Origin of the sequence: Streptococcus sp. (assembly GCF_019414905.1) — a bacterium.
In the GTDB taxonomy this organism is placed as follows: Bacteria; Bacillota; Bacilli; order Lactobacillales; family Streptococcaceae; genus Streptococcus.
Window position 1 is genome coordinate 1 of record NZ_DXLC01000137.1, and the last position, 11,333, is coordinate 11,333.

12 protein-coding genes and 1 pseudogene are annotated in these 11,333 nt (G+C 42.1%); all 13 read left to right on the top strand.

Annotated elements, in window-relative coordinates:
- A partial coding sequence (gene era / locus QZ359_RS04235; protein ID WP_293962333.1) for a GTPase Era occupies window positions 1-423 on the top strand: 423 nt, incomplete at its 5' end.
- A gap of 48 nt (window positions 424-471) precedes the next feature.
- Window positions 472-1,296, top strand: a complete 825-nt coding sequence (gene mutM / locus QZ359_RS04240; RefSeq protein ID WP_293962335.1) for a DNA-formamidopyrimidine glycosylase — start codon at window positions 472-474, stop codon at window positions 1,294-1,296.
- Window positions 1,296-1,901: a dephospho-CoA kinase gene (coaE, locus tag QZ359_RS04245; protein WP_293962337.1), complete on the top strand. Its 606-nt coding sequence runs from the start codon at window positions 1,296-1,298 to the stop codon at window positions 1,899-1,901. Before mutM ends, coaE begins: the two co-directional genes overlap by 1 nt.
- Window positions 1,888-3,087: a multidrug efflux MFS transporter gene (locus tag QZ359_RS04250; protein ID WP_293962339.1), complete on the top strand. Its 1,200-nt coding sequence runs from the start codon at window positions 1,888-1,890 to the stop codon at window positions 3,085-3,087. Before coaE ends, QZ359_RS04250 begins: the two co-directional genes overlap by 14 nt.
- Window positions 3,087-3,236, top strand: coding sequence for a 50S ribosomal protein L33 (rpmG, locus tag QZ359_RS04255; RefSeq protein ID WP_261227319.1), 150 nt, complete (start codon window positions 3,087-3,089; stop codon window positions 3,234-3,236). Before QZ359_RS04250 ends, rpmG begins: the two co-directional genes overlap by 1 nt.
- A 39-nt stretch (window positions 3,237-3,275) precedes the next feature.
- Window positions 3,276-3,509 (top strand): preprotein translocase subunit SecG, encoded by a 234-nt coding sequence (gene secG / locus QZ359_RS04260; RefSeq protein WP_000282517.1) that lies wholly within the window; start codon window positions 3,276-3,278, stop codon window positions 3,507-3,509.
- Between the two features lie 101 nt (window positions 3,510-3,610).
- A complete protein-coding gene (gene rnr / locus QZ359_RS04265; RefSeq protein WP_293962838.1) occupies window positions 3,611-5,962 on the top strand; it encodes a ribonuclease R in 2,352 nt (783 codons plus the stop codon).
- Window positions 5,925-6,392, top strand: a complete 468-nt coding sequence (gene smpB, locus QZ359_RS04270; RefSeq protein ID WP_001051750.1) for an SsrA-binding protein SmpB — start codon at window positions 5,925-5,927, stop codon at window positions 6,390-6,392. The genes rnr and smpB overlap by 38 nt, the downstream gene beginning before the upstream one ends.
- A 14-nt stretch (window positions 6,393-6,406) precedes the next feature.
- The gene (gene tehB, locus QZ359_RS04275; RefSeq protein WP_261077147.1) at window positions 6,407-7,267 is read left to right on the top strand and encodes an SAM-dependent methyltransferase TehB; all 861 of its coding nucleotides are present in this window, start codon (window positions 6,407-6,409) and stop codon (window positions 7,265-7,267) included.
- Window positions 7,268-7,341: 74 nt separating this feature from the next.
- Window positions 7,342-8,295 (top strand): competence protein CoiA family protein, encoded by a 954-nt coding sequence (locus tag QZ359_RS04280; RefSeq protein ID WP_261020661.1) that lies wholly within the window; start codon window positions 7,342-7,344, stop codon window positions 8,293-8,295.
- Between the two features lie 18 nt (window positions 8,296-8,313).
- Window positions 8,314-10,116 carry an oligoendopeptidase F gene (pepF, locus tag QZ359_RS04285; protein ID WP_293962965.1) on the top strand — a complete coding sequence of 601 codons (1,803 nt, stop codon included), beginning with the start codon at window positions 8,314-8,316 and terminating at the stop codon, window positions 10,114-10,116.
- Window position 10,117: 1 nt separating this feature from the next.
- Complete coding sequence (locus tag QZ359_RS04290; RefSeq protein WP_293962967.1) at window positions 10,118-10,831, top strand: O-methyltransferase; 714 nt, start codon at window positions 10,118-10,120, stop codon at window positions 10,829-10,831.
- 66 nt (window positions 10,832-10,897) lie between these two features.
- A pseudogene (locus QZ359_RS04295) lies at window positions 10,898-11,333 on the top strand (foldase PrsA); the annotation flags it as partial.

The following is an 11,333-nucleotide window of genomic DNA, read 5'->3' on the forward strand; positions in this document are numbered from 1 at the left end:
CGTCTAGTGGATATTTTGAGTGAAAATCTGGACGAAGGTTTCCAATATTTCCCGTCTGACCAAATCACAGACCATCCAGAACGTTTCTTGGTTTCAGAAATGGTTCGTGAGAAAGTCTTGCACCTAACTCGTGAAGAAATTCCTCACTCAGTTGCTGTAGTGGTTGATTCTATGAAACGAGATGAAGAGACAGACAAGGTTCATATCCGTGCAACCATCATGGTCGAACGTGATAGCCAAAAAGGGATTGTCATTGGTAAAGGTGGTGCCATGCTCAAGAAAATTGGGACTATGGCCCGTCGTGATATTGAACTTATGCTAGGGGACAAGGTTTTCCTAGAAACTTGGGTCAAGGTTAAGAAAAACTGGCGAGATAAGAAGCTAGATTTGGCTGACTTTGGCTATAATGAAAAAGAATACTAAGTAGAGGTGGGCTCATGCCTGCTTCTTGTTTTTACAGAAGGAGGACTTATGCCTGAATTACCTGAGGTTGAAACCGTTCGACGTGGCTTGGAAAAATTGATTTTGGGAAAGAAGATTTCGAGTATAGAAATTCGCTATCCCAAGATGATTAAGACAGATTTGGACGAGTTTCAAAAGGAAGTGCCTGATCAGATTGTTGAGTCAATGGGACGCCGTGGAAAATATTTGCTTTTTTATCTGACAGACAAGGTCTTGATTTCCCATTTGCGGATGGAGGGCAAGTATTTTTACTATCCAGACCAAGCACCTGAACGCAAGCATGCCCATGTTTTTTTCCAGTTTGAGAATGGTGGCACGCTTGTTTATGAGGATGTTCGCAAGTTTGGTACTATGGAACTCTTGGCTCCTGACCTTTTAGACGCCTACTTTATTTCTAAAAAATTAGGTCCTGAACCAAGCGAACAAGACTTTGATGTGCAGGTCTTTCAATCTGCCCTTGCCAAGTCCAAAAAGCCTATCAAATCTCATCTCCTAGACCAGACTTTGGTAGCTGGACTTGGCAATATCTATGTGGATGAGGTTCTCTGGCGAGCTCAGGCTCATCCAGCTAGACCTTCTCAGACTTTGACTGCAGCAGAAGCGTCAGCCATTCATGACCAGACCATCGCTGTTTTGGGTCAGGCTGTTGAAAAAGGTGGCTCAACCATTCGGACCTATACCAATGCCTTTGGGGAAGACGGAACCATGCAGGATTTTCATCAGGTCTATGACAAGGCTGGTCAAGAATGTTCACGTTGTGGCACCATCATTGAGAAAATCCAACTAGGTGGACGAGGCACCCACTTTTGTCCTCAGTGCCAAAGGAGGAATTGATGGGAAAAATCATTGGAATCACTGGGGGAATTGCTTCTGGTAAGTCAACTGTGACAAATTTTCTAAGACATAAGGGATTTCAAGTGGTGGATGCTGACGCAGTAGTCCACCAGTTACAGAGACCTGGTGGCAGTCTGTTTGAGGCTCTAGTCCAGCACTTTGGGCAAGAAATCATCCTTGAAAACGGAGAACTTAATCGCCCTCTCCTAGCTAGTCTTATCTTTTCAAATCCTGAAGAACGAGAATGGTCTAAGCAAATCCAAGGAGAGATTATCCGTGAGGAACTAGCTACATTAAGAGACCAATTGGCTCAGACAGAAGAGATTTTCTTCATGGATATTCCCCTACTTTTTGAGCAGGACTACGTCTCTTGGTTTGATGAGACTTGGTTGGTCTATGTGGACCGAGATGTCCAAGTAGAACGCTTAATGAAAAGGGACCACTTGTCCAAAGATGAAGCTGAGTTTCGTCTGGTAGCCCAGTGGCCTTTAGAGAAAAAGAAAGATTTGGCCAGCCATGTTTTAAACAACAATGGAAATCAGGACCAGCTTCTTACTCAGGTGTTCTCCCTGATTGAGGGAGGTAGCGAAGATGACAGAGATTAACTGGAAGGATAATCTGCGCATTGCATGGTTTGGTAATTTTCTGACAGGAGCCAGTATTTCCTTAGTTGTGCCTTTTATGCCCATCTTTGTGGAAAATCTAGGTGTAGGGAGTGAGCAAGTCGCTTTTTATGCAGGCTTAGCTATTTCTGTCTCTGCCATTTCTGCGGCGCTCTTTTCTCCTATCTGGGGTATCCTTGCTGATAAATACGGTCGAAAACCCATGATGATTCGTGCTGGTCTTGCTATGACCATCACTATGGGAGGCTTGGCCTTTGTCCCAAATATCTATTGGTTAATCTTTCTTCGTTTACTAAACGGTGTATTTGCTGGTTTTGTGCCCAATGCAACGGCCCTGATAGCCAGTCAGGTTCCCAAGGAGAAATCAGGAACTGCCTTAGGTACTTTGTCTACAGGCGTAGTTGCAGGTACTCTAACTGGTCCCTTTATCGGGGGATTTATCGCAGAATTATTTGGCATTCGTACTGTTTTCTTACTGGTTGGTAGTTTTCTATTCTTAGCTGCTGTTTTGACTATTTGCTTTATCAAGGAAGATTTTCAACCAGTAGCCAAGGAAAAGGCCATCCCAACAAAGGAATTATTTACATCAGTTAAATATCCCTATCTTTTGGTCAATCTCTTTCTGACCAGTTTTGTCATCCAATTTTCAGCCCAATCAATCGGCCCTATCTTAGCTTTGTATGTGCGCAACTTAGGCCAGACAGAGAATCTTCTCTTTGTATCTGGTTTGATTGTGTCCAGTATGGGCTTTTCCAGTATGATGAGTGCAGGAGTCATGGGAAAGCTAGGTGACAAGGTGGGCAACCATCGCCTCTTGGTTGTAGCCCAGTTTTATTCAGTTATCATCTATCTCCTCTGTGCCAATGCCTCTAGCCCCCTTCAACTAGGACTCTATCGTTTCCTATTTGGATTGGGAACCGGTGCCTTGATTCCCGGAGTTAATGCCCTTCTCAGCAAGATGACGCCCAAAGCTGGTATTTCGAGGGTCTTTGCCTTTAATCAGGTATTCTTTTATCTGGGAGGTGTCGTTGGACCTATGGCAGGTTCTGCAGTAGCAGGTCAATTTGGCTACCATGCAGTCTTTTATGCGACAAGCCTTTGTGTTGCCTTTAGTTGTCTCTTTAACCTTCTTCAATTTCGAACATTATTAAAAGTAAAGGAAATCTAGTGCGAGTAAAAATTAATCTAAAATGCTCCTCTTGTGGCAGTATCAATTACCTAACCAGTAAAAATTCAAAAACCCATCCAGACAAGATTGTGGTTTTAAAGTATTGTCCCAAGGAAAGAAAAGTAACCCTACATCTTGAATCTAAGTAGATTTTATGGTAAAATAATAGGGATTTTAAGGAGTTTGATATGTATAACCTATTATTAACCATTTTATTAGTATTATCTGTTGTGATTGTGATTGCGATTTTCATGCAACCAACTAAAAACCAATCCAGCAATGTATTTGATGCCAGCTCAGGTGATTTGTTTGAACGCAGTAAAGCACGCGGTTTCGAAGCTGTAATGCAGCGTTTGACAGGGATTTTAGTCTTTTTCTGGCTAGCCATTGCCTTAGCATTGACGGTATTATCAAGTAGATAAGAAAATAATGGGCAGGACTAGGTCTTTGCCTCTTTTTATTTTTAAAAGATATTTTAGAAGGTTTTACAGTAAAAGAAAATAAAAAAATCTAGAAAGAAAATATGAAAGATAGAATAAAAGAATATTTACAAGACAAGGGAAAGGTGACTGTCAATGACTTGGCTCAGGCTTTGGGAAAAGACGAGTCCAAGGATTTTCGTGAGTTGATTAAAACCTTGTCCCTAATGGAAAGAAAACACCAGATTCGCTTTGAAGAAGATGGCAGTCTGACTTTGGAAGTTAAGAAAAAACACGAGATTACTCTCAAGGGGATTTTTCATGCTCATAAAAATGGCTTTGGCTTTGTCAGTCTAGAAGGCGAGGAGGACGATCTTTTTGTAGGAAAAAACGATGTTAACTACGCTATTGATGGCGATACCGTTGAGGTCGTCATCAAAAAAGTCGCTGACCGCAATAAGGGAACAGCAGCAGAAGCCAAAATTATTGATATCTTAGAACACAGCCTGACAACAGTTGTTGGCCAAATCGTTCTAGATCAGGAAAAACCCAAGTATGCAGGCTACATTCGTTCGAAAAATCAGAAAATCAGTCAACCGATTTATGTTAAGAAACCAGCTCTAAAACTAGAGGGAACCGAAGTTCTCAAGGTCTTTATCGATAAATACCCAAGCAAGAAACATGATTTCTTTGTCGCGAGTATTCTCGATGTGGTGGGACACTCAACGGATGTCGGAATTGATGTTCTTGAGGTTTTGGAGTCAATGGACATTGTCTCAGAATTTCCAGAAGCCGTTGTCAAGGAAGCAGAAAGTGTGCCGGATGCTCCGTCTCAAAAGGATATGGAAGGTCGTCTGGATCTAAGAGATGAGATTATCTTTACCATTGATGGTGCTGACGCCAAGGACTTGGACGATGCGGTGCATATCAAGGCCTTGAAAAATGGAAATCTGGAGCTTGGGGTTCACATCGCAGATGTTTCCTATTATGTGACCGAGGGTTCTGCCCTTGACAAGGAAGCCCTTAATCGTGCGACTTCTGTTTACGTGACAGACCGCGTGGTGCCAATGCTTCCAGAACGACTGTCAAATGGCATCTGTTCCCTCAATCCTCAAGTTGACCGTCTGACCCAATCTGCCATTATGGAGATTGATAAACATGGTCGTGTGGTCAACTACACTATCACACAAACGGTTATCAAGACAAGCTTCCGTATGACCTATAGTGATGTTAATGATATCCTAGCTGGCGATGAAGAAAAGAGACAAGAATATCAGAAAATTGTTCCAAGTATTGAACTCATGGCCAAGCTACATGAAATTTTAGAAAACATGCGTGTGAAACGTGGAGCCCTCAATTTCGATACCAATGAAGCGAAGATTTTAGTGGATAAGCAAGGTAAGCCTGTTGATATCGTTCTTCGTCAGCGTGGTGTTGCCGAGCGCATGATTGAGTCCTTTATGCTGATGGCCAACGAAACAGTTGCCGAGCATTTCAGCAAGCTGGATTTGCCTTTTATCTATCGAATTCACGAGGAGCCTAAGGCTGAAAAAGTTCAGAAGTTTATTGATTATGCTTCGAGCTTTGGCTTGCGCATTTATGGGACTGCCAGTGAGATGAGCCAGGAGGCCCTCCAAGACATCATGCGTACTGTTGAGGGAGAGCCTTATGCGGATGTATTGTCTATGATGCTTCTTCGCTCCATGCAGCAGGCTCGCTATTCGGAGCATAATCACGGTCACTATGGATTAGCAGCAGATTACTACACTCACTTTACTAGTCCGATTCGTCGTTATCCAGACCTTCTTGTTCACCGTATGATTCGTGATTACGGTCGTTCTAAGGAAATAGCAGAGCATTTTGAACAAGTGATTCCAGAGATTGCGACCCAGTCTTCCAACCGGGAGCGTCGTGCCATTGAGGCTGAGCGTGAAGTCGAAGCCATGAAAAAGGCTGAGTACATGGAAGAATACGTGGGCGAAGAGTACGATGCGGTTGTGTCCAGCATTGTTAAATTCGGTCTCTTTGTCGAATTGCCGAACACAGTTGAAGGCTTGATTCACATCACTAATTTACCTGAATTTTATCATTTCAATGAGCGTGATTTGACCCTGCGTGGGGAGAAATCGGGTACAACCTTCCGTGTAGGTCAACAGATTCGTATTCGAGTTGAAAGAGCCGACAAGATGACGGGTGAAATTGACTTCTCTTACATCCCAAGTGAGTTTGATGTGATTGAAAAAGGCTTGAAACAAGCTGGTCGCAAAGACAGAGGGCGTGGTTCAAATCGTCGTTCAGATAAGAAGGAAGACAAGAGAAAATCAGGACGCTCAAATGATAAGCGTAAGCATTCACAAAAAGACAAGAAAAAAGGAAAGAACCCCTTTTATAAGGAAGTAGCTAAGAAAGGAGCCAAACATGGCAAAGGGCGAGGGAAAGGTCGTCGCACAAAATAAAAAGGCGCGTCATGACTATACAATCGTAGATACGCTAGAGGCAGGGATGGTCCTGACTGGAACTGAAATCAAGAGTGTACGAGCAGCTCGAATCAATCTCAAGGATGGCTTTGCCCAAGTAAAAAATGGAGAAGTCTGGTTGAGCAATGTTCATATCGCTCCTTACGAAGAGGGCAATATCTGGAACCAAGAACCAGAACGTCGTCGTAAACTCCTGCTCCATAAGAAACAAATCCAAAAACTGGAACAAGAGACCAAAGGGACAGGAATGACCCTGGTTCCCCTTAAAGTCTATATCAAAGATGGTTACGCTAAACTCCTTTTAGGTTTAGCTAAAGGGAAGCATGACTATGATAAACGGGAGTCTATCAAACGTCGTGAGCAGAATCGCGATATTGCGCGCGTGATGAAAGCTGTTAATCAGCGATAAAAAGAGGAATGAAGATGGAAAAACTAGTTGCCTATAAACGTATGCCCTTGTGGACTAAAGAAACTATGCCAGAGGCGGTTCAGCAGAAACACAATACCAAGGTTGGGACTTGGGGCAAGATTACTGTTTTAAAAGGAACTCTCAAGTTTATTGAATTGACAGAGGATGGTGAAGTTTTAGCTGAGCACCTCTTTGAAGCAGGAGTCGACAATCCAATGGTGCAACCACAAGCCTGGCACCGAGTAGAGGCTGCTACAGACGATGTAGAATGGTATTTAGAATTTTATTGTAAACCTGAGGATTATTTCCCTAAAAAATACAATACCAATCCTGTTCATTCAGAGGTCCTAGAGGCTATGCAGACAGTAAAACCAGGGAAAGCCTTGGATTTGGGCTGTGGTCAAGGCCGTAACTCTCTCTTTCTAGCCCAGCAAGGTTTTGATGTGACAGCTGTCGATCAAAATGAACTGTCCCTTGAAATCTTGCAAAGCATTGTTGAGCAGGAAGATTTGGATATGCCTGTTGGTCTTTACGATATCAATTCAGCTAGCATTGGGAAAGAGTATGATTTCATCGTATCGACAGTTGTTTTGATGTTTTTGCAAGCAGACCGTATTCCTGCAATTATCAAAAATATGCAGGAGAAAACTAGTATTGGTGGCTACAACCTTATCGTCTGTGCCATGGATACGGAGGATTATCCTTGCTCGGTTAACTTCCCATTCACCTTTAAAGAAGGGGAATTGGCAGACTATTACAAGAACTGGGAAATGGTTAAGTACAATGAAAATCCAGGCCATCTTCACCGTCGCGATGAGAATGGCAATCGTATACAACTACGCTTTGCGACCATGCTAGCTAAAAAAATCAAATAAACATGAATGAAGGTTGGGGAATTTTCCTGATCTTTTTTCTTTTTTACGAATAATATAGAAAAAGGAGGGAAATCATGTTTGTTGCTAGAGATGCTAGGGGGCAGCTGGTAAATGTGTTAGAGGATAAGTTTGAGAAGGAAGCATACACCTGCCCAGCTTGTGGAGGTCAGCTCCGTTTGCGTCAAGGACCAAGTGTCCGGACCCATTTTGCACATAAATCTTTAAAAGACTGTGATTATTCCTCTGAAAATGAAAGCCCAGAACACCTGTCCAATAAGGAAGTCCTCTATCACTGGTTGAAAACAGAGGCTGAGGTGCAATTAGAATACCCGCTTCCAGAGCTTAAACAGATTGCAGATGTATTTGTAAATGGCAATCTAGCTCTAGAAGTTCAGTGTAGTCCCTTGCCTCAAAAAATTCTTAAAGAGCGTAGTGAGGGCTATCGTAGTCAGGGTTACCAAGTACTGTGGTTGCTAGGAGAAAAACTTTGGCTCAAGGAGCGTTTGACTCGTCTGCAAGAAGGTTTTCTATACTTCAGTCAAAACATGGGATTTTATGTTTGGGAAGTAGACAAGGAAAAACAGGTTTTAAGGCTTAAATATCTCATCCACCAGGATCTCAGAGGCAGACTCTATTATCAAATCAAGGAATTTCCCTATGGACAAGATAGTCTACTGGAGATATTACGTTTTCCCTATAAGAAACAAAAAATATCTAGTTTTAGTGTTTCTCAGGATAAGGACATCTGTCGTTATATCCGGCAACAACTGTACTATCAAAATCCCTTTTGGATGAAGGAACAAGCAGAAGCCTATCAAAAGGGAGAAAATCTCCTAACTTATGGGAAAAAAGAATGGTATCCACAAATTCGACCAATAGTAGGTGAGTTTTGTCAAATTGAGAAGGACTTGACCAGATATTATCAGTATTTTCAAACCTATTACCAAAAAAATCCTCAAAATGATTGGCAAAAGCTCTATCCACCAGCCTTTTATCAGCAATATTTCTTAAAAAATATGGTAGAATAGAAAGGATGGAGGAATCTAATGGTATTACAAAGACATGAAATAAATGAAAAAGATACATGGGATCTATCAACGATCTACCCAACTGACCAGGCTTGGGAAGAAGCCTTAAAAGATTTAACAGAACAATTGGAGACAGTAGCCCAGTATGAAGGTCATCTCTTGGATAGTGCGGATAGCCTACTCGAAATTACTGAATTTTCTCTTGAAATGGAACGCCAGATGGAGAAGCTTTACGTCTATGCTCATATGAAGAATGACCAGGACACACGTGAATCCAAGTACCAAGAGTACTATGCCAAGGCCATGACTCTCTATAGCCAGCTAGACCAAGCCTTTTCATTCTATGAACCTGAATTTATGGAAATCAGTGAAAAGCAGTATGCTGACTTTTTAGAAGCTCAGCCAAAATTGCAGGTTTATCAACACTATTTTGATAAGCTTTTGCAAGGCAAGGATCACGTTCTTTCACAACGTGAAGAAGAATTATTAGCTGGAGCTGGTGAAATCTTTGGTTCGGCAAGTGAAACCTTCGCTATCTTGGACAATGCGGATATTGTGTTCCCTTGTGTTCTTGACGATGATGGTAAGGAAGTTCAGCTATCTCATGGGACTTACACACGTTTGATGGAGTCTAAAAATCGTGAGGTGCGTCGTGGTGCCTATCAAGCTCTTTATGCGACTTATGAACAATTCCAACATACCTATGCCAAAACCTTGCAAACCAATGTTAAGGTGCAAAACTACCGTGCCAAAGTTCGCAACTACAAGAGCGCTCGTCATGCAGCCCTAGCAGCTAATTTTGTTCCAGAGAGTGTTTATGACAATTTGGTAGCAGCAGTTCGCAAGCATTTGCCACTCTTGCATCGCTATCTTAACCTTCGTTCAAAAATCCTGGGAATTTCAGACCTCAAGATGTACGATGTCTACACACCACTTTCTTCTGTTGAATACAGTTTTACCTACCAAGAAGCCTTGAAAAAGGCAGAAGATGCTTTGTCAGTCTTGGGTGAGGATTACTTGAGCCGTGTTAAACGTGCCTTCAGTGAGCGTTGGATTGATGTTTACGAAAATCAAGGCAAGCGTTCAGGGGCCTACTCTGGTGGTTCTTACGATACAAATGCCTTTATGCTTCTCAACTGGCAGGACAATCTAGACAATCTCTTTACCCTTGTCCATGAGACTGGTCACAGTATGCACTCAAGCTATACTCGTGAAACTCAGCCTTATGTTTACGGAGATTATTCTATCTTCTTGGCTGAGATTGCTTCAACCACTAATGAAAATATCTTGACGGAGAAATTATTGGAAGAAGTGGAAGACGACGCAACGCGCTTTGCTATTCTCAATAACTTCTTAGACGGTTTCCGTGGAACAGTTTTCCGCCAAACTCAATTTGCTGAGTTTGAACACGCGATTCACCAAGCGGACCAAAATGGTGAAGTCTTGACAAGCGATTTCTTAAATAAACTCTACGCAGATTTGAACCAAGAGTATTATGGTTTGAGTAAGGAAGACAATCCTGAAATCCAATACGAGTGGGCACGCATTCCACACTTCTACTATAACTACTATGTATACCAATATTCAACAGGCTTTGCAGCAGCCTCAGCCTTGGCTGAAAAGATTGTTCATGGTAGTCAAGAAGACCGTGACCGCTATATCGACTACCTCAAGGCAGGTAAATCTGACTATCCACTTAATGTCATGAGAAAAGCTGGTGTTGATATGGAGAAGGAAGACTATCTCAACGATGCCTTTGCAGTCTTCGAACGTCGTTTGAATGAGTTTGAAGCCCTTGTTGAAAAATTGGGATTGGCATAAGATGGTTGAATCATATAGTAAAAATGCCAACCATAACATGCGTCGCCCTGTTGTCAAGGAAGAAATTGTGGACTTGATGCGTCAGCGTCAAAAGCAAGTCACAGGCGATTTGAAAGAATTGGAAGACTTTGCTCGCAAGGAAAATATTCCCATTATTCCCCATGAAACGGTTGCTTATTTCCGTTTTCTCATGGAAACCATGCAACCTAAAAACATTCTGGAAATTGGGACGGCTATCGGTTTTTCAGCTCTCTTGATGGCGGAACATGCTCCAAAGGCCAAGATTACAACCATTGACCGCAATCCAGAGATGATTGGATTTGCCAAGGAAAATTTCGCCCAGTTTGACAGTCGTAAGCAAATTACGCTCCTAGAAGGAGATGCGGTAGATGTCTTATCAACCTTGACAGAGTCCTATGATTTTGTCTTTATGGATTCTGCCAAGTCTAAATATATCGTCTTTCTGCCAGAAATCCTCAAACACTTGGACGTTGGAGGCGTGGTTGTCTTGGATGATATTTTCCAAGGTGGTGATGTTGCCAAGGACATTATGGAGGTTCGTCGTGGCCAGCGAACCATTTATCGTGGCCTTCAAAGATTATTTGATGCAACCTTAGATAATCCAGGACTCACTGCAACATTAGTACCTTTAGGGGACGGCATTCTCATGCTTCGTAAAAATGTAGCAGACGTTCAATTGCCTGTTAGCGAATGATTTTCAGAATAATTTAAGAAAATATAGTAAAATAGATAGAGTAACACTTATCTCAAAGGAGTAGACATGAAGAAAAAACTATTGGCAGGTGCCATTACACTATTATCAGTAGCAACTTTAGCAGCTTGTTCGAAAGGTTCAGAAGGAGCAGATCTTATCAGCATGAAAGGGGATGTCATCACAGAACATCAATTTTATGAGCAAGTAAAAAGCAACCCTTCAGCTCAACAAGTGTTGTTGAACTTGACTATCCAAAAAGTATTTGAGAAGCAATATGGCTCAGAAGTAGATGACAAAGAAGTCAACGACACGATTGCAGAAGAAGAAAAACAATATGGTGAGAACTACCAACGTGTCTTGTCACAAGCAGGAATGACTCTTGAAACACGTAAAGCTCAAATTCGTACAAGTAAATTAGTTGAGTTGGCAGTTAAAAAAGCAGCAGAAGCTGAATTGACAGATGATGTCTATAAGAAAGCATTTGACGAATACACTCCAGACG

Coding starts and splice junctions, on each gene's coding strand:
- mutM (WP_293962335.1), top strand. CDS start 472: ATGCCTGAATTACCTGAGGTTGAAACCGTTCGACGTGGCTTGGAAAAA.
- coaE (WP_293962337.1), top strand. CDS start 1,296: ATGGGAAAAATCATTGGAATCACTGGGGGAATTGCTTCTGGTAAGTCA.
- QZ359_RS04250 (WP_293962339.1), top strand. CDS start 1,888: ATGACAGAGATTAACTGGAAGGATAATCTGCGCATTGCATGGTTTGGT.
- secG (WP_000282517.1), top strand. CDS start 3,276: ATGTATAACCTATTATTAACCATTTTATTAGTATTATCTGTTGTGATT.
- rnr (WP_293962838.1), top strand. CDS start 3,611: ATGAAAGATAGAATAAAAGAATATTTACAAGACAAGGGAAAGGTGACT.
- smpB (WP_001051750.1), top strand. CDS start 5,925: ATGGCAAAGGGCGAGGGAAAGGTCGTCGCACAAAATAAAAAGGCGCGT.
- tehB (WP_261077147.1), top strand. CDS start 6,407: ATGGAAAAACTAGTTGCCTATAAACGTATGCCCTTGTGGACTAAAGAA.
- QZ359_RS04280 (WP_261020661.1), top strand. CDS start 7,342: ATGTTTGTTGCTAGAGATGCTAGGGGGCAGCTGGTAAATGTGTTAGAG.
- pepF (WP_293962965.1), top strand. CDS start 8,314: ATGGTATTACAAAGACATGAAATAAATGAAAAAGATACATGGGATCTA.
- QZ359_RS04290 (WP_293962967.1), top strand. CDS start 10,118: ATGGTTGAATCATATAGTAAAAATGCCAACCATAACATGCGTCGCCCT.